Genomic DNA, 17,879 nt, shown 5'->3' with positions numbered 1-17,879 from the left:
GCCTCAGAATGATTGAAACTGTGCCTCTACAGTAAATACTATTCAATCGTCATCACTACTTAAGCTATATTCAACGCAAGGAGTTGAGCCTTATGTCGCTATTACAACAACTCTATCGAAAGCTACACGACGCCCTGAATGGCTCTGTGACACGCAATCCGTTTGCGGATTATACAGAACCTAAGATTAGCACGGAAGATTTAGAAGAAGGGTGGAAGAAGTATACACGTAAGGTCGCGATTAGTGTCAGTACTTGCGTGGATAACACGGTTGAGCGTATCTTTATCCTCATTTCCTTTAAAAAGCACCAACCGAATATGGATATCTTTTTTCAAATGAATGGGCGACTGATGATGTGGAATGACCTAGATGATCCTACATATAAACAACGTTTGTATGATCAAGTGATTTCGCAAGCGCCAAAGTTAGTAGGGTTAGTTCAGAAAGCCTATCGACGTTCTCATGCGACACCGCTCACTTATACCCAAATCCAATATGAATTTGAGTCAGGAACAATTTACTCACGTGATGTTACGTCAAAGTGTGTCGAAAGTCAGCTTGATCGCACACCTGCGTTTCTACAATGGTTTGACGATGTAGAGGAAGAATCTAGACGTTTAACCTTAGATAGTCAGAAGGAAATGACGTGGGGACCATTCCAATCTCATTATAAATAACAAGCACTCTAACAAAGGGGCATTGTCATGTGACGATCACCTAAGTTAGAGTGCTTTAATTTAATCTATAAGATTATGAGTTCTGAGAAGACAATTCGTCGTAGTGACGACTATTGTATGTCTCTTTGTCTAAGTGATTTGTTAATTTCGCTGTACCTGCACCTGCAAGCATAGAGTCGTTAACGTTTAATGCAGTACGACCCATGTCGATGAGTGGTTCAACTGAGATGAGTACCCCAGCGAGCGCGACTGGTAAGTTTAAAGCAGATAGGACGATGATAGATGCGAATGTCGCACCACCGCCGACACCTGCAACACCAAATGAACTAATGATAACGATACCGATGACACTCAAGATAAATTGAGGTGTGATATCGACGTTTGCTGCTGGTGCTACCATAACTGCGAGCATTGCTGGATAAATACCTGCACAACCATTTTGACCGATAGATAAGCCGAATGATGCAGAGAAGTTGGCAATACCATCAGGCACACCTAAACGTGCTTTCTGAGTTTGGATGTTAAGTGGTAAAGCGCCGGCACTTGAACGAGAAGTAAACGCGAACAAGAGCACTTCTGCAGTCTTTTTAACAAATGTGGCAGGGTTTAATCCAAGAAGTGACACGATGAGTAAGTGAATGAGGTACATCACTATCAACGCTGCATAAGATGCGATGACGAATTTACCTAATGTCCAAATCGCACCAAAGTCACTCGTCATAATCGTATTCGCAATAATTGCCAAGATACCATATGGTGTAAGGCGCAATACGAAAGTTACGATAGACATCACGATAGAATAAACTGCGTCGATACCACGTTTGAGTAAGTTACCGTGCTCAGGTTGTTTACGCATCACACGTAAGAACGCAAAGCCGATAAATGCCGCAAAGATTACAACCGCAATCGTAGACGTAGTACGTTGACCTGTGAAGTCTAAGAATGGATTAGATGGCAGTAACTCTAATATTTGTTGAGGTAACGTATTTGCCGTCATATCTTTCGCTTGTTTAGCGATTTCGCTACCACGAGAATTTTCAGCACTACCGAGATCGATAGTAGATGCATCGAGATGGAAGATGAGTGCTGATAAGATTCCAATAATTGCAGCGATGGCTACGGTACCAATTAAGAAGATAAAGATAAATGTACCGATCTTCGCGAATTTTTCGCCAATCTTGATCTTCGTAAAGGCAGAGACGATAGAAACAAAGATGAGTGGCATAACGATCATTTGAAGTAACGCTACATAGCCGTCACCAATGATGCTAAACCAATCTGAAGTTTGTTTAGTAACGTGAGAATCCGCACCGTAAATTAAATGTAGAATGATACCAAAGATGATACCAATTGCTAACGCAGAAAAAACACGTTTAGGGAATGAAACGTGCTTTCTTGCCATTACATTTAAACCGATAAGGAAAGCCACGAGTATAATAATGTTAATAATAATTAATAACGTATTCATTATTAATCAACCCACGCTTTCTATTTATATTATGGTTAAAGGGGTAATTCCGATATACATACTAAGGATAATACTTTGCATATCGTAAATCAAGAAGAAATTTTGTAAGAGAGCCTAAGCCTGTGATTTCATATTCATGGCTTTCGTGAGGTTGCCTTAAATACAGGAAAGGGTGCGTTCTTTTTTAATCTATCCAAATACCACATTTCTCTTGGTCAATTTTTGTCTTGTATAAACTACAATTCATGCCGCTTACTAAATGAACATACATTTGTACATATATTGAAACACGATACAAAAGCCATTCTGTGGAATGTTTCGCGTAAGAATATCGGATGGAGCGCAAAACAATGCAGAATGGCTTATTGTAAATTTGAGAGGATACATTTCATTGTGAAACAGAAATTGAAATTAAGGCTTAGTCAGTTAATAAATGTATCTCCTCAACATATTGGAACTAATTTACTTCTTCACCGCATGCACGATATAGTTCATATCTTTCTTATATCGTTTCATCGTTCTAAACATCGTAAAGAACATATTGCGATTCTCTTTCTTCAGTGCATTTTTAACAATCTTCATCGTGCCAAAGAGACCCTCGTCATACAACATCCCAGCAGGTGTCATGAGTGTAAGTTCACCAATGTGGGATTCAATTTGACTGAAGCGGCTATCTTTAAAGAGTTGATACCACTCTGCGGTAGGGAGCGGTGTAACTTTCACATTGATCGCAGAACTCAAATTCTCGACAATTTCTTCTTTCTGAGCGAGATTTATAATAGCGATATCATGTGTTAAGAGAATACCACCTGGTTTCAACACACGATAGTATTCTCGCAGTGCTTGAACTTTCGCCTTTAGAGGTAACATCGTCAACATAGCTTCATTAAGAATAATGTCGAACTGCTCGTCTTCGAAAGGTAGATTCATCGCATTCGCTTTCTGTACGTGTATCAGATGCGATAAGTTCGCTGCCTCTACGTTTTTCTGACCTTGTTGTAACGCTTTCGCATTGAGGTCGACGCCTTCGATGTTACAACCAAATGTCTTAGCTAGTTGGATTGCCGTTGTACACATGTTGCATCCCACTTCTAAGACACGTTTATCTTTTGTAAAATGCCCCTTCTTAATGAGCCAATCGGTAGCTTTGCGACCACCAGGTCTAAGACGTTTTTTACCTAATTTGGCTAAAAATGTATGGCCAGCTTCTTTCTTCATTGCGCATCATTCCTCGTTATTCATTCGCTAATGGTTGATATTTCTTAAACAAGACGTGGTTTTCTAAGTGAACATGTTCGTGCGTTTCGTGTTCTAAATGCTCTAAGCGGTGATAGACGAGTCGCCATGTACCACACGCTTCAGCAGGGGGTTGATAATCGTTAGTGATTGAACGAATATCTTGTAATAATTGACCTACTTCTTGATGCTCATCTACTAATTCGTTGATAATTTTTGAAGGATCAGCTACCTCTTCACCGGCGGATAAAGCGCGTAGTTGAGGGAATGATTCTTGATCTTCCTCCTCAATATGGCCCAAAAGCGCTTCTTTGAGTTGTGTATAGAGTGATTTTAACTCCACGAGATATGGGTGATTTGGCCCATGTACTTTCGCTAATTTCGTAACGTAAGGGGTTAAATTCTTAAATTCCTCTCTAAGCGGTTGGTGGAAGCGGGCTTGAATATATTGAATGAGAGATGGGCCGTCTAAATATTTCACATTAATCGTACCCGGCTCTTCAGTTTGATCAATACTGTTTAACTCTTGTAGCAACGTGTCTAAATCGACTCTCTTGTTATTGCGTGCAGCGTCTTCGATACGAATGTCGCCACCACAACAGAAATCGATACCATAACGACGAAAGATGTCAGCGCTCTTAGGAACTTCTGTAACGACATCTGCAACGTGCTGTGTTTGTTGTATCATGTTATGTCCTCCTCACTAGATTATGGGTTCTTTCTATAACTTAAGTATATTACATGAGAATGATTATCAATATTAGGGAAAACCATAATTATAGTGGGGGAATGACCTTAACAGTTAAGAGTTAATGCTATTTTTATACAAATGAGTAAGGGTAAAAGCGCACTTAAGGTGATGGGGGCGGTGTGGTCAGGGAAGAAAGTTTGAGTAAAAGGTAAAAATAAAACGAGCCACGGACGTCAATCAATGTCCGAGACTCGTTACTACTTCGAAATAAGGATTATAAACCGAATAAGCGTGCGAAGAATCCTTTATTCTCTTGTTTAGGTTGTTCTTCAAGCAATTTAGACGTATTTTTAGCTAATTCGCCTTGTTCTTTTTGAAGTTTCTGCATGTCAGATTGTGTAGATTGAATGTCCGATGCAGATGTTTGTAATTCTTTTAATGATTTCGTATTTTCATCCAATTTAGACGTCATTTGATCTTGAAGCTCTTTCAATTCATTTTGTTGTTGATGGACTTGATTAATCATTTGTCCAAGCATGTGACGTTCCTCACGCATTTGTTGGATTTCAGTACGGAGTTCGCTCATTAAATTAGAAACGTTAGGGTCAGCCGGTAACTGTTCGTCTTCATCTTTAACGAGGACTTGGAGGAAGTCTTTCTCCTGTTCTAATTCATCAAATGCGAGCTCATAGCTATTCGTTTGCTTTACTTTCTCAGCAATTTCATTGAATAATTCAATATCTTCTTCGGTAAAATCAGTAGCTTCTCTACCACGATATTCCGTCTTATTAAGATGGTAACCACGTTCTTCTAAATGTTGTACAATTTTACGGACTTGTTTTTCACTGAGATCGACGCGTTGAGCGAATTCTTTCGTTAACATAGATACAATTCCTTTCATTAGATAAGATGATGAATTATTAAGACTGGCGTCTGTCTGCGGTCAGTGATACGTCAGTCTAACCTCTATGTTAGTTTAAACCGTTTAGCGCCGTATTTCAAGTGTGTTAGGCAACTTAAGAGGAGTGGGGTGCTTTGCGCAAGTTCATTGCTTCTAACAATGAATAAATATATGAGCGTGATAACTTGTTCGCAAAGACATATTTAAGAATATAGTTAGACTTCACGCTTGTCCCATAAATATCTTTCGTGAGTTCAAGATTCGGTTTGATATATAAGTCTTTAGGGATTCCTGGTGACGTGCCATCGAAGTCAGGTCGAAGATAAGGGATTTCATGTTGCTTTTCAAAACCATGACGGTTTAAGAAAGTTTGACGATCGCGAATAATCTGATCCGTTGCATCATCTAGTTCTTCTGGCTCTTTCGGCACTTCGAACATAATAAAGTTCACATCACGTTCATGTACGCGATTGGCTAATTTATTAATTTCTGACTTCACTTCTTCTAAAGTGAGATCCATCAACGTATCATGATTGTCCGTGTTACGAGCGATCAAGTAGATGAGAAATGAAGAGTTCGTCGTCGCTTCATAATGCGCAGTTGCTAAGCTGACAACTTCGCCTTCCTCTAGTCCAACGAGAAAGATATAGTCATCTTTCGTATATTGATTCTCCAACGATTGTCTAAAGATGTGTTCATCTTCATAAAGTGAGATATCCAACTTCTCATCATATAAAGATAAAGCTTCTCGATATAATGGCTCCTGGCTCGATTTCACAACCGTAAATTCCATAATATTCCCCCTAGTATTAACAGTGCGGCATTCAATAATCCGTAAATTCAATAGTGATACTTAAAATAAATGATAATCTATTTTAACTCGCTCGCCAACCAGATTTTTTGTAAAAAAAAGTCCCAACACACTCATCATCGTATGTAAGAGGTGTTGGGACAAACTTTAAAGTAGACTCATATCTCATATTGATTATCTTGCTACGCATGTATCAATATGGATGTGTGTTGAGTTCAATTAAGACTTGGGGCCATCTGATTCTTCAGCGTAATGTTCATCTCTGTTTTGATCATTCACTTCTTCGTCAGTGTAAGCTGCATTGTTATCTTCTACTTCTTTGTGATTAGATTCATCTTTAGAAGCAACTAAGATTAATTTGTCATTAAGGATTTCTTTTTTATAGCGTTCTTGCTCTTCTTCACTTAAGTCGTAATTCGCAAGCACTGCACCTTCAGAGTCTTCACCAGTTAACATTTTAGCCATAGCGTCACTGAACGTACCACTTGTGACGATTAAGCTGATTTCAGAATCGTGAATGCGCTCATCTTTTAACTTTGTACGGCTTAACACTGTCAATTCGTAATTCTCGTAGCCTTCAGAACGTTTTTTGTCGATTTCATTAAATAATTCATCTGTGTTATTAACGATTGTAAATTGTGTCATTGTGTTTTCCCTCCATCTATTTGAGCCACGTATATTATTATTCCTATACCCTATGTAAAGAGTTTAGAAACGATTCAATTTAATTATATTACTTTTCCAAATTTCTGACAAACACGCTCAGTCATCGTCTTTATAGAGTGCTCGAGGTCAGGACAAAAATTAAACTTATTAATTTTCAATGTTACAACTCTCGCTTGCTTGGGAGAAGTACAGAAATCTATGATTTCGTAGTAGTTCCCCCGCAAAGCTGACTAGAGTTCGAGAAAGCGTTAGCCATCTCGAATTCAGTCAACTACTGCGTAGGACCACACTCAACTAATTCTTCTCACTCAAAGAGTTCGAAGAATGGATTTTCGTTGTGGTCTAGTTCCATCAAGCGTCTCGAGTACACATTGAAAATTTACTCAAGAATTTATTTTAAGATTGCTTTTTATTTATCTCAGAAGTCAATTCCCATTTACATCCCAAACTCCTTAAATTGTAGGAGAGAATCTATATTTAGCACGCTGAACATATTGAAAAATCCGTCTAAATTTGCTATCATCAGTAAATAATTTTATTTAACTCATATAATCTAAAGAATAGGGCTTTAGAAGTTTCTACCATGTTGCCATAAACAACATGACTATGAGTAGCAATTCAATACATAAACAAAGCAATTCGCTTTAAACAAGCCTACTTAGACGACGCGCACACTTACCGCATCATACCTATCCCAACGTGTGTACAGGACTTACCGTCGTCGCATGAGTAGAGAGGTGTACCGTGCTAAGACGGATGCTTAATTGTATTGCATGTTTACTCATAGTTCCTAACTTGCGAAAGTTTAGGAATTTTTTTGTATCAAAAATAGGAGGGCTAGAAGTGGATTTGTTAAAGCAAAAAGTTAAAGAAGATGGTGTCGTTATCGACGAGCGCATACTCAAAGTCGATGGGTTCTTGAACCACCAAATCGATGCCGAATTGATGTGGGAAGTAGGAGAAACATTCTACGATCAATTCAAGGACGAAAGCATCACTAAGATTCTGACGATTGAAGCGTCAGGGATTGCTCCGGCAATTATGGTGGCGAAACGATTCGGCATACCTTGTCTCTTCGCAAAGAAAGCGAAACCGAACACGTTGAACCAAGATGCTTATACGACAGATATACACTCATTTACTAAGAACAAAACATCTCATGTCATGATTTCTAAAGAATTCTTAGATGAGAATGACCGTATCTTAATCATCGATGATTTCTTAGCGAATGGAGATGCTTCTCTAGGCTTGAACAATCTCGTAGAGCAGGCGAAAGCACAGACTGTCGGCATCGGTATCTTGGTTGAGAAATCATTCCAACCTGGACGTCAGAAATTGAACGAAGCAGGACTCAAAGTTTCATCATTATGTGAAGTGGCGTCACTCGCTGGCAACAAGGTCACTTTAGTAGGGGAAGAATAACTGATGAGAACATTTATCCTTAGCGTTCAACACCTCTTAGCGATGTATGCTGGAGCAATTCTCGTTCCAATCATCGTGGGCACAAGCTTGAAATTCTCTGCAGAAGAGATTGCTTTCTTAGTCACAGTCGACATCTTTATGTGTGGGGTGGCGACATTCCTACAAGTTTGGAAAGGCACAGGAACAGGCTTGCCTATCGTGCTCGGTTGTACCTTTACCGCAGTGGCGCCGATGATCTTGATCGGACAGACGAAAGGCATTTCAGACCTGTACGGTTCACTCTTCCTATCAGGGATTCTCGTCGTGCTCATCGCGCCGTTCTTCTCATACTTAGTGAAACTCTTTCCACCAGTCGTTACAGGAAGTGTTGTCACGATTATTGGAATTAACCTCATGCCTGTTGCGATGAATTATCTCGCAGGAGGTGAAGGCGCGAAAGATTATGGTGATGGTAAAAATATTCTTCTCGGTTTAATCACTTTAGTCATCATCTTAGTCATTCAGCGTTTTACGACAGGTTTCTTGAAATCTATCGCAATTCTCATTGGGCTCGTACTCGGAACAGTTATCGCGGCTTGGTTTGGCATCGTAGACGTGAAGCAAGTAGGAACCGCGCATTGGTTCTCTTTACCGCATCCATTTAGATTTGCACACTTTAGTTTCGACTTTGGCGCAACGCTCGTCTTCTTTATCGTGGCCTTGGTCAGCTTGATTGAATCGACAGGTGTATACCATGCGTTGAGTGAGATTACTGGCAAGCAGCTAGAGCGAAAGGATTTCCGTAAAGGTTACACTGCGGAAGGTCTAGCGATTATCCTCGGGGCGATCTTTAACGCCTTTCCTTACACGGCATATTCTCAGAACGTCGGCTTAGTCTCACTTTCCGGCGCGAAGAAGAATAAAGTGATCTACGGTATGGTCATCTTACTCATCATTTGTGGCTGTATTCCGAAACTGGGTGCTTTAGCAAACATGATTCCGTTACCTGTCCTCGGTGGTGCGATGATTGCCATGTTCGGTATGGTGATGGCTTATGGTGTGAGTATTTTAGGGACAAGTGATTTTAAAAATCAAAACAACTTACTCGTCATAGCCATTTCAGTCGGACTTGGTGCAGGTATTAGTGCTGTGCCAGATGCGTTTAAGTCGCTTGGAGACCACTTCTCTTGGCTTACTCAAAACGGAATTGTAATCGGCACAATCTCAGCAATTCTCTTGAATTTCTTTTTTAATGGTATAAAGTATCAACAAAAGCAAGAAGATATGAAATAATGTAACTAACAATTAACAATAGGAGGCTGTAATTATGTGGGAAAATAAATTTGAAAAAGAATCTTTGACGTTCGACGACGTGCTACTCATGCCAGCAGAATCTGATGTCTTACCGCATCAAGTAGATTTAAGCGTTCAACTTTCAGAACGCATTAAATTAAACATTCCACTCATCTCTGCAGGAATGGATACAGTAACTGAATCTAAGATGGCGATCGCTATGGCGCGTCAAGGTGGACTAGGTGTCATCCACAAGAACATGAACATCGAAGATCAAGCAGACGAAGTACAAAAAGTTAAACGTTCAGAGAATGGGGTTATCACAAATCCATTCTTCTTAACTCCAGACGAGAAAGTATTTGAAGCTGAAGCGTTAATGAGTAAATACAGAATTTCTGGTGTACCTATCGTTGAAGATGCAGAAACACGCAAATTCGCAGGTATTATCACGAACCGTGACTTACGCTTTATCGAAGACTTCTCTATTAAAATTTCTGATGTGATGACGAAAGAAGATTTAGTAACTGCACCTGTAGGTACTACGCTTTCTGAAGCGGAAGAACTTTTACAAAAACACAAGATTGAGAAATTACCATTGGTTGAAGATGGCCGTCTAGAAGGCTTAATCACAATCAAAGACATTGAGAAAGTATTAGAATTCCCTCATTCAGCTAAAGATGAAAGTGGTCGCTTGCTCGTAGCTGCAGCCATCGGTATCGCGAAAGATACAGACATCCGTGCTGAAAAACTCGTTGAAGCAGGTGTAGACGCACTCGTTATCGACACAGCACATGGTCACTCTAAAGGTGTGCTCGAACAAGTATCACATATTAAAGAGAAATTCCCACAAGTTACACTCATCGCAGGTAACGTAGCGACAGCAGAAGCAACGAAAGCACTTTACGAAGCAGGTGCGGACGTAGTTAAAGTAGGTATCGGACCTGGTTCAATCTGTACAACTCGTGTCGTTGCAGGTGTCGGCGTACCTCAAATTACAGCAGTATACGACTGTGCAACAGAAGCGCGCAAACATGGTAAAGCCATCATCGCTGACGGTGGTATCAAATTCTCAGGCGATATCATCAAAGCATTGGCAGCAGGTGGCCACGCAGTCATGTTAGGTAGCCTCTTAGCAGGTACTGAAGAAAGTCCTGGCGCAACTGAAGTCTTCCAAGGTAGACAATACAAAGTATATCGCGGCATGGGCTCACTCGGCGCTATGGAAAGAGGTTCAAACGACCGTTACTTCCAAGAAGACAAAGCGCCTAAGAAATTCGTTCCAGAAGGTATCGAAGGTCGTATCGCATACAAAGGACCTTTACAAGACACAGTTTATCAACTCATGGGCGGTGTAAGATCTGGTATGGGTTACACTGGCTCAAAAAATCTAGAAGAATTGAGAGAAGAATCTCGATTCACACGCATGGGTCCTGCAGGTCTTGCAGAAAGTCACCCACACGACGTGCAAATTACGAAAGAATCACCAAACTATTCATTCTAAGTTAGACACTAAAAGGAGATTTAAGAGTTATGGAAATGGCGAACGAGCAAGAGCTCATACTTGTCCTTGACTTTGGTAGTCAATACAACCAACTCATCACACGTCGTATCCGTGAGATGGGTGTCTACAGTGAGCTTCACGATCACGAACTTTCTATTGAAGAGATTAAAGCGATGAATCCAAAGGGTATCATTCTATCTGGTGGACCAAACTCTGTATACGCAGAAGATTCGTTCACTATTGACCCAGCAATTTATGACTTGGGCGTACCTATCCTCGGTATTTGCTATGGTATGCAATTGACGACGAAATTACTCGGCGGCAAGGTGGAACGTGCAAATCAACGTGAATACGGTAAAGCGACGATTAACGCGAAATCCGACGAACTCTTCTTCGGTTTACCTGAAGAACAAACAGTTTGGATGAGTCACTCTGACAAAGTCATCGAAATACCAGAAGGCTTTGAAGTGATTGCAGATAGTCCAAGTACGAATTACGCAGCGATTGAAGACAAAGAACGTCGTATTTACGGCGTTCAATTCCACCCTGAAGTCCGTCACACTGAATTCGGTAACGATTTACTTCGCAACTTCGTCCGTCGTGTCTGTGAATGTACAGGCGAGTGGACGATGGAGAACTTCATCGAGCTTGAAATCGAGAAGATTCGCGAACAAGTTGGTGACCGCAAAGTCTTATGTGCGATGAGCGGAGGGGTAGACTCTTCAGTTGTGGCTGTTCTACTACACAAAGCGATTGGCGACCAATTGACATGTATCTTTGTGGACCATGGCCTTTTACGAAAAGGAGAAGGCGACATGGTAATGGAACAGTTCGGTGAAGGATTCAACATGAACATCATTCGCGTCAATGCGCAAGAACGTTTCATGAGCAAATTAGAAGGCGTTTCAGATCCAGAGAAGAAACGTAAGATTATCGGTAACGAATTCGTGTACGTGTTTGATGATGAAGCGGCGAAATTGAAAGATGTCGACTTCCTCGCACAAGGTACACTTTACACAGACGTCATCGAATCTGGTACGAAGACTGCACAAACAATCAAGTCTCACCATAATGTGGGCGGTTTACCTGAAGATATGGAATTCGAACTCATTGAACCGATCAACACACTATTTAAAGACGAAGTACGTGAACTCGGTATCGAATTGGGCATCCCTGAACATCTCGTTTGGAGACAACCATTCCCTGGTCCAGGACTAGGAATCCGCGTACTCGGTGAAATCACAGAAGACAAACTAGAAATCGTACGTGAATCAGATGCCATCCTTCGTGAAGTTATCCGCGAAGAAGGTCTAGAACGTGATATCTGGCAATACTTCACAGTGCTTCCAGGTATCCAGTCTGTAGGTGTAATGGGCGACTATCGTACGTACGATCACACAGTAGGTATCCGTGCCGTGACATCTATCGACGGTATGACAAGTGACTTCGCACGTATTGATTGGGAAGTACTACAGAAGATTTCCAGTCGAATCGTTAACGAAGTCGATCACGTGAACCGCGTTGTTTACGATGTAACATCTAAGCCACCAAGTACAATTGAGTGGGAATAATAGAATTGATATGAATGTTGCGACCCCTTGGGCTACTATGCCTGAGGGGTTGTTTGTGTGGGGGAGGAGGTTTGGGATGTAGAGAGTGTGCGGGTTGGTGTGGGAAGTGTGCGGCGTGTAGAAGATAAAATATAAACTCGTAATTGAAGTTCTTTACACTACTACTTAGAAATTTATCACTAAGATTTAATATAAGTATAAAGAAAAGTACTGAAAAATAATTTGAAATGCAAAATAGGAATTCAAACTAGTAGTGAAAATAAACTTGATATTATAATAAAAACTAATTAATATTATGTGTAAATACTCCGTAATAATTAGGAGGATTTAAATGATAAAATCAATAAATCATGTAACTTATTCTGTTTCCGATTTAAAAAATTCTGTGGATTTCTATAAAAATATATTAAAAGCTAAAATTTTATTAGAAGGTAAAAATACGGCTTATTTTACTGTTGGCGGCGTATGGTTAGCCCTTAATGAAGAAAGTGATATACCTCGAAATGAAATTCAGTATTCTTATACTCATATAGCCTTTTCAATAGACGAAAGAGAGTTTGATGGTTGGTATAAATGGTTGAAAGAAAATAATGTAAATATACTTGACGGACGCCAAAGGGATGTTAGAGATAAAAAATCAATATATTTTACTGATCCAGACGGCCATAAATTAGAATTGCATACAGGTACTTTGGAGGATAGATTAAAATATTATAAGGAAGAAAAGAAACATATGAAATTTTATTATTAACACTTTCTTAACGATTAAGTACACTAGGGGTAAACAGCTTCATAAATTATCTAATATCATTCGTCAAAAAAGCTAGACAGTTTTTAATCTTTAATTAAACTCAAAAATCTTTCTTCAGGTGTAAGATAATTAAGTGATTTACGAGGAATGTGATTTAACTTATGGGTTATTTTAATCATTTCTCCGTCATTGATTTGATTGAAGTCCATCTCATTATGTAGACCATGACGTCTTAGAAGAACATTCGTATGTTCGTTAAGGCCACGCTGAGACGGGGTTCCAGGATCAGCAAAGAAAATAGATACATCATGCTTGTTACTAAAGGCTTTCCAGTTAGAAAATTCTTTCCCCCAGTCAAAAGTAATCGATTTGATGAGATTTCTAGGAGAAGCTTCTAACATTTCATCAAGTGATTGTTGAATATCACGTGCTGTTCTACCCTGGGGTTTCAGCGTGATTGCAAACTTCGTTTGACGTTCGACGAGAGTAATAATGGCACTTTGATGATGACGTCCAACAATCTTATCACCTTCAAAGTGACCAAATTCTTTATCGAAGTGTTCAAACTCATCTTCACGTGTTGAAATGTTACGTAGAAAACGATGGCGTCCTCTACGTTCCTTATGGTGGTTAGGTTTACGTTTGCCTTTCATAGCAAGTTTCTTTATAGGGAATGTGCCTCGATGAAACATGCGATATAGCGTTTTTACTGAAAGTTAACGCGCTTTTCTTCACGCCCAAGAATAGCATCGGGAGACCAGCCTTTATTAATCTTATGTTGGATGTAGGAAGCTTGATCTTTAGGAATGCTAATCTTCTTATGACCACAACGTGACTTATTTCACTTATAACGTTGATAAAAGTCAATCGCTGTGAGACCTTCTTTAAACGCATTAATAACGTTGTATACGGTTTGTTTCGCGCGCTTGAGGCGCTAGCACATATCGGATACTTTTAATCCCTGTTTAAAATAAGTCTCAAGCATTGAAATTTCGTCCATGGTAAGATAGGAATAGGTCATACTGGTTAAACTTCTTTTGTTTTGTGGCGATTATAAATTGAGTTTAACACAGACGACCTTTTTTAGTGTTTAAGTGTCTAGTCTAATTTTACAATGCGCGATATATAAAAGGATCCAAATTTAAATCCAATAAAATTTTATTCAAGTAAATGATCATTTTCAGATTTTGGTAATGATTTAGAATTTAGTAGTGATTTCATCTGTGATCTTGCTAATTCATTTAGTTTTACTAGTCTTTCTTTCGGAGAAAACCCTTCTTTTATTAATTCTGCATTTCTAGACTCAAGGTTACTTATAACTATTAATTCTTCTATCGATGCATTATCTCTTTGATTTCCTTTTTTATAAGGATTTAGGCTCTTCCATTCTTTTGCAGTAAAACCAAATATAGCAACATTTAAAATATCAGCTTCGTTGGCATATGTGTACCCGACCTTCTGTTTTGATAAGTTTGAGTTTATTAGGTTTTCTTTTATAGCATCAGTATGGATAGTATAATTTGTTTTGCTTATTAATCTTTGTAATTGCCATTCTATATTTTCGGTATCATTTTCTTGTTCTTTTAATCGTTGGTAGTCTTGAATAATATATAATTTAAATTCGGGAGATACCCATGATGCAAATTCAAAAGCAATATCGATGTGTGCATATGTCCCCCCCCCATACCGTCCAGCTTTAGAAATTATACCAATAGCATTAGTTGCCTCAATCCATTTTGAAGCTGATAAAGTAAAAGCATTTGTACCAGCAGCATTTTTAAAGTGGTCGAATTCGCCCACTTTAAAATTTGGATTGTTTAATGATTCCTATACTCCTAAATATTGTATTGTATCTTTAGAACGTAACCAAGTTTTAATCACGTCTGCTGGTGTATCACTTTTATATCTTGCTATATCAGTCAAACTGATATAATCATCATTTTTTCCTTTAAATAAGGATATTTGTAAACCATTTGCTTCTATTTTTTCCATTTGAAACCTCTCTTTACTACCTTTTATTAAGGGATCTTTCTCACATAGGTTCTAGCTAAATGTATTATCACAAAATTTTCATTATATTTATCTTTTAATACTTTTTTAATTTTGTGTGAAAATCGATCTGTATGCTTATTTTTTCGAGTGACGGATTGTAATATAAAGAGCAACATCCAAAAATTTCATAAAAAATACCCATAATTGGCACTTTGTTGTAATATGTTAAGTAACCAACAAAACCACTTACAAAGGTGTGCCAATATGGGCTACTTACCTCTTACTATATATGAATGTTCAAGTATAGAGATACTAAGAAAAGAAGACTATTCTATGAGAGTAATCGATAAGCATTTAAAACGTTCGGTCTCCACGATTTCTCATATATTTAAGCGTAATATGACTGAGGGGGCGACTTAGCAAAAGTAACTTAGAAAGAAGTAAACTATGTTTTCAGTTCAATTAATCATAGACTAGAAAGAGTCATAATGAGTGGCTTATGAAATTTTAAACACAGAAGTGTTGAGCGTAAATTAACAATTCATTAGAAAAAAGAGGCAACCGTCGCAACAGTTAACCTCAAATACACGCCGCAGATATGTACCGCTGTTTGTATTTTATTATCCCTCTTTATTTCATATAAAGCAAGTGAATTATGATAGATTTGATAATTAAGTTAACCACCAAAAAACTATATTTTCCTAATATTCTACTTTCTTTTCACTCACACACGTCCATACCTAAATACTTCTCAAAGGCTTCCTTTCCTTTTCGAGTTATCTCAAGACAGCGATTTGTATCCGTTTCATAAATCCAAGATAGTTTAAATAATTGCCTAGTAATCCTTAAAGCTACAGGACCAGCGATATGATATTTTCGTTCGGTCCAATCAATGTGCTTTGGAATAGGTTTTGTATACATACTTTTTTCAATTTCGAGTCCTATTAACTTAAACCAATCTTTGCCTTCTTGAGTTAATATATAATATTCTTCGAATTCTTTAAGATAGCCATTTTCTAGTAAAGATTCAGTGAACCATACGCCCATCTTTCCCGCAAGATGTCCATAGCATGAACGCATATAGGATAACTTTTCTTTTTTTGTCGTTTCTCTTAAGGAGTTATTATTTATTGAAGGAGAAATCACTGCTAAAGCATTTATCGCGTTTATAATCTTATCGTTAGTAATTTTGTAATATCTGTGGCGACCCCATGATTCTACTGAAATTAAATTTGCTTTCACTAATTTTGAGAGATGTTCGCTTGCTGTCTGCGGTTTCACGTGTGCTAATCTCGCTAATTCTCCAGCAGGAAGTGCTTTCCCGCTTGAAAGCTCTATCAACATAGTAAGTCGTGTCTTATGACCTATTAGTAAAATGTTCTCTGCAAAATCTGAATACATCGACTCATCCTCTCTGCTTTCACTCTTTATCATAACTGATTATTATTTCGACGCTAACCGAAATGTTATAACGATATGCTTAAAGTAGTGAATAGGGAGGGTTGATAGATGAACGTTGTTTCTAAGTATTTTGAACGAATCGTTGTTTTTACCGCTGGAATGGGTATGTTTTTATCAACTTTAGATACCGGCATCATTAATGTTGTATTACCTACTTTAGTTAAAAGGTTTCACGTGGATACAACGACTATAACTTGGACTGTTACGTTGTATACTTTGCTATTAACAGGCACAATTATTGTGTTTGGAAGACTAAGTGATCGATATAATCAGCTTAATATCTATAGCATTGGACTACTCGTATTTTTGCTAGTTTCCGTTTTATGCGGAATTTCTAATCATATTTTACAATTAATCATGTTTCGTGGTCTACAAGGTATAGGAGCAGCAATGTTACAAGGGACGGCCACTGCTATAATTACTACTAATGTTTCAGAAGAGCGACAAGGGTCTGCACTTGGAACTTTAAGTATCATATTGGGTGTAGGACCTGTACTAGGGCCAAGTCTACGAGGATTATTACTATCGATTGCGAGTTGGCGGTGGATATTTTGGATCAATATCCCATTTGTGTGCGCAGGATTAGTAGGTTGATGGTTACTGAAAAAGCGTATAAAACAAGAACAGAATACTTCTCTCAATTTAGATTTACGCGGCAACACATTATTATTTGTATCGGTTTGTTGTTTGTTACAAGGTTTGACTTCGTGGGCTCATCAATCTATAACGAATTTTTCGGTGTATGGATTTATACTCACTTGTATTATAGCTTTTTGTGTATTTATTAAATGGGAGCTAAAAGTTCAGCATCCTATTCTGAACTTACGGTTATTTAAAGACTTCTCATTTTCAGTTTCGATGTTGGCTATACTTGTATTTGGTGGTGCTACATCTTTAGGGTTTATTGTACCTCCCTATATTTTAGGAAAAATAAGTCATCTCTCGTCATGGCAAATAGGGATAGTTAATTTAGCTTCTCCTTTAGGATTAGTTCTTATTTCGAAAACGGCAGGTAAATTAATGAATTGGATTAATAACCTCGTATTAATGTATGTTGGATTAGGCTTTATGGCTATAGCGTATGGTAGTTTAGGGCTGTTTCAAAGTAGTTTAACACCATTATTTTTCTTTATATTTTTATTCATTTATGGGGTAGGAGGAGGTTTGTTTCTCCCGTCTAATACTTCGGTAATAATGAACTCTGTATCTCGAAGTATGCAAGGAACAGTCGGGTCTTCGCAGAGAATGGTTCAAAATATAGGCATTGCGTTATATACAGCCATCACTTCACTATTTATCAATCATTCTTCGTCCAAGGCTACATTGATATTGGGGGCAAGTGAAGTGTGGTTGTTCGCATCTCTAACAATTCTATTGATCTTTATGCTGTTTATAGTAAGATCTTTAAAAGAAAAATATTAAAATACTGATTAGTATAAAATGCGGAGGAGGTTAAATA

General features: G+C 38.4%; 14 protein-coding genes, 3 pseudogenes and 1 riboswitch. Of the genes and pseudogenes, 8 read left to right on the top strand and 9 right to left on the bottom strand.

Annotated elements, in window-relative coordinates; translation table 11 throughout:
* Positions 1-92 precede the first annotated feature (92 nt).
* Positions 93-677 carry a hypothetical protein gene (locus HMPREF2802_RS09495; protein ID WP_070503999.1) on the top strand — a complete coding sequence of 195 codons (585 nt, stop codon included), beginning with the start codon at positions 93-95 and terminating at the stop codon, positions 675-677.
* A gap of 73 nt (positions 678-750) precedes the next feature.
* On the opposite strand, the gene HMPREF2802_RS09490 is transcribed toward HMPREF2802_RS09495, so the two are convergent.
* The 6 genes from HMPREF2802_RS09490 to HMPREF2802_RS09465 form a co-directional block, all read right to left on the bottom strand.
* Positions 751-2,145, bottom strand: a complete 1,395-nt coding sequence (locus tag HMPREF2802_RS09490) for an L-cystine transporter (RefSeq protein ID WP_049405358.1) — start codon at positions 2,143-2,145, stop codon at positions 751-753.
* Positions 2,146-2,607: 462 nt separating this feature from the next.
* Complete coding sequence (locus HMPREF2802_RS09485) at positions 2,608-3,363, bottom strand: class I SAM-dependent methyltransferase (protein ID WP_070503997.1); 756 nt, start codon at positions 3,361-3,363, stop codon at positions 2,608-2,610.
* A 16-nt stretch (positions 3,364-3,379) separates the two neighbouring features.
* Positions 3,380-4,069, bottom strand: a complete 690-nt coding sequence (gene scdA / locus HMPREF2802_RS09480) for an iron-sulfur cluster repair di-iron protein ScdA (protein ID WP_070503994.1) — start codon at positions 4,067-4,069, stop codon at positions 3,380-3,382.
* A gap of 277 nt (positions 4,070-4,346) precedes the next feature.
* Positions 4,347-4,955 (bottom strand): coiled-coil domain-containing protein, encoded by a 609-nt coding sequence (locus HMPREF2802_RS09475; RefSeq protein WP_049405354.1) that lies wholly within the window; start codon positions 4,953-4,955, stop codon positions 4,347-4,349.
* Positions 4,956-5,088: 133 nt separating this feature from the next.
* Positions 5,089-5,766 carry a hypothetical protein gene (locus tag HMPREF2802_RS09470; protein ID WP_070503991.1) on the bottom strand — a complete coding sequence of 226 codons (678 nt, stop codon included), beginning with the start codon at positions 5,764-5,766 and terminating at the stop codon, positions 5,089-5,091.
* Positions 5,767-6,003: 237 nt separating this feature from the next.
* On the bottom strand, positions 6,004-6,429 hold the full coding sequence (locus HMPREF2802_RS09465) for a general stress protein (protein ID WP_049410202.1): 426 nt from the start codon (positions 6,427-6,429) through the stop codon (positions 6,004-6,006).
* 545 nt (positions 6,430-6,974) lie between these two features.
* Positions 6,975-7,077: riboswitch (purine riboswitch) on the top strand.
* Positions 7,078-7,293: 216 nt separating this feature from the next.
* Between HMPREF2802_RS09465 and xpt the strand changes: the two genes are divergently transcribed.
* The 5 genes from xpt (at position 7,294) to fosB (ending at position 12,967) form a co-directional block, all read left to right on the top strand.
* Positions 7,294-7,872, top strand: coding sequence for a xanthine phosphoribosyltransferase (gene xpt / locus HMPREF2802_RS09460; RefSeq protein WP_070503987.1), 579 nt, complete (start codon positions 7,294-7,296; stop codon positions 7,870-7,872).
* A gap of 3 nt (positions 7,873-7,875) precedes the next feature.
* Positions 7,876-9,144, top strand: a complete 1,269-nt coding sequence (gene pbuX, locus HMPREF2802_RS09455) for a xanthine permease PbuX (RefSeq protein WP_002472374.1) — start codon at positions 7,876-7,878, stop codon at positions 9,142-9,144.
* A 34-nt stretch (positions 9,145-9,178) separates the two neighbouring features.
* Positions 9,179-10,645 (top strand): IMP dehydrogenase, encoded by a 1,467-nt coding sequence (guaB, locus tag HMPREF2802_RS09450; RefSeq protein ID WP_002472346.1) that lies wholly within the window; start codon positions 9,179-9,181, stop codon positions 10,643-10,645.
* A 29-nt stretch (positions 10,646-10,674) separates the two neighbouring features.
* Complete coding sequence (gene guaA / locus HMPREF2802_RS09445; RefSeq protein WP_002472357.1) at positions 10,675-12,216, top strand: glutamine-hydrolyzing GMP synthase; 1,542 nt, start codon at positions 10,675-10,677, stop codon at positions 12,214-12,216.
* 331 nt (positions 12,217-12,547) lie between these two features.
* Positions 12,548-12,967 (top strand): FosB/FosD family fosfomycin resistance bacillithiol transferase, encoded by a 420-nt coding sequence (fosB, locus tag HMPREF2802_RS09440; RefSeq protein ID WP_070503984.1) that lies wholly within the window; start codon positions 12,548-12,550, stop codon positions 12,965-12,967.
* A gap of 83 nt (positions 12,968-13,050) precedes the next feature.
* Here the strand turns inward: fosB and HMPREF2802_RS09435 are convergent.
* Positions 13,051-13,988 (bottom strand): annotated as a pseudogene (locus tag HMPREF2802_RS09435) (IS30 family transposase).
* Between the two features lie 137 nt (positions 13,989-14,125).
* Positions 14,126-14,959, bottom strand: a pseudogene (locus HMPREF2802_RS09430) (KilA-N domain-containing protein).
* A gap of 222 nt (positions 14,960-15,181) precedes the next feature.
* Here HMPREF2802_RS09430 and HMPREF2802_RS11885 point away from each other — a divergent pair.
* The gene (locus HMPREF2802_RS11885) at positions 15,182-15,379 is read left to right on the top strand and encodes a helix-turn-helix domain-containing protein (RefSeq protein WP_141746392.1); all 198 of its coding nucleotides are present in this window, start codon (positions 15,182-15,184) and stop codon (positions 15,377-15,379) included.
* A gap of 300 nt (positions 15,380-15,679) precedes the next feature.
* Here HMPREF2802_RS11885 and HMPREF2802_RS09425 read toward each other — a convergent pair whose 3' ends face one another.
* A complete protein-coding gene (locus HMPREF2802_RS09425; protein ID WP_070503981.1) occupies positions 15,680-16,360 on the bottom strand; it encodes an ArsR/SmtB family transcription factor in 681 nt (226 codons plus the stop codon).
* A 108-nt stretch (positions 16,361-16,468) separates the two neighbouring features.
* Between HMPREF2802_RS09425 and HMPREF2802_RS09420 the strand changes: the two are divergent.
* Positions 16,469-17,842: pseudogene (locus HMPREF2802_RS09420) on the top strand (MFS transporter).
* Positions 17,843-17,879 lie beyond the last annotated feature (37 nt).

This window comes from Staphylococcus sp. HMSC071G07 (genome assembly GCF_001811435.1).
Lineage (GTDB): Bacteria > Bacillota > Bacilli > Staphylococcales > Staphylococcaceae > Staphylococcus > Staphylococcus pettenkoferi.
The sequence above is the reverse complement of the archived record's forward strand: the minus strand, read 5'-3'. Positions and strand labels throughout refer to the sequence as shown.

Coding starts and splice junctions, on each gene's coding strand:
- HMPREF2802_RS09495 (WP_070503999.1), top strand. CDS start 93: ATGTCGCTATTACAACAACTCTATCGAAAGCTACACGACGCCCTGAAT.
- HMPREF2802_RS09490 (WP_049405358.1), bottom strand. CDS start 2,145: ATGAATACGTTATTAATTATTATTAACATTATTATACTCGTGGCTTTC.
- HMPREF2802_RS09485 (WP_070503997.1), bottom strand. CDS start 3,363: ATGAAGAAAGAAGCTGGCCATACATTTTTAGCCAAATTAGGTAAAAAA.
- scdA (WP_070503994.1), bottom strand. CDS start 4,069: ATGATACAACAAACACAGCACGTTGCAGATGTCGTTACAGAAGTTCCT.
- HMPREF2802_RS09475 (WP_049405354.1), bottom strand. CDS start 4,955: ATGTTAACGAAAGAATTCGCTCAACGCGTCGATCTCAGTGAAAAACAA.
- HMPREF2802_RS09470 (WP_070503991.1), bottom strand. CDS start 5,766: ATGGAATTTACGGTTGTGAAATCGAGCCAGGAGCCATTATATCGAGAA.
- HMPREF2802_RS09465 (WP_049410202.1), bottom strand. CDS start 6,429: ATGACACAATTTACAATCGTTAATAACACAGATGAATTATTTAATGAA.
- pbuX (WP_002472374.1), top strand. CDS start 7,876: ATGAGAACATTTATCCTTAGCGTTCAACACCTCTTAGCGATGTATGCT.
- guaB (WP_002472346.1), top strand. CDS start 9,179: ATGTGGGAAAATAAATTTGAAAAAGAATCTTTGACGTTCGACGACGTG.
- guaA (WP_002472357.1), top strand. CDS start 10,675: ATGGAAATGGCGAACGAGCAAGAGCTCATACTTGTCCTTGACTTTGGT.
- fosB (WP_070503984.1), top strand. CDS start 12,548: ATGATAAAATCAATAAATCATGTAACTTATTCTGTTTCCGATTTAAAA.
- HMPREF2802_RS11885 (WP_141746392.1), top strand. CDS start 15,182: ATGTTAAGTAACCAACAAAACCACTTACAAAGGTGTGCCAATATGGGC.
- HMPREF2802_RS09425 (WP_070503981.1), bottom strand. CDS start 16,360: ATGTATTCAGATTTTGCAGAGAACATTTTACTAATAGGTCATAAGACA.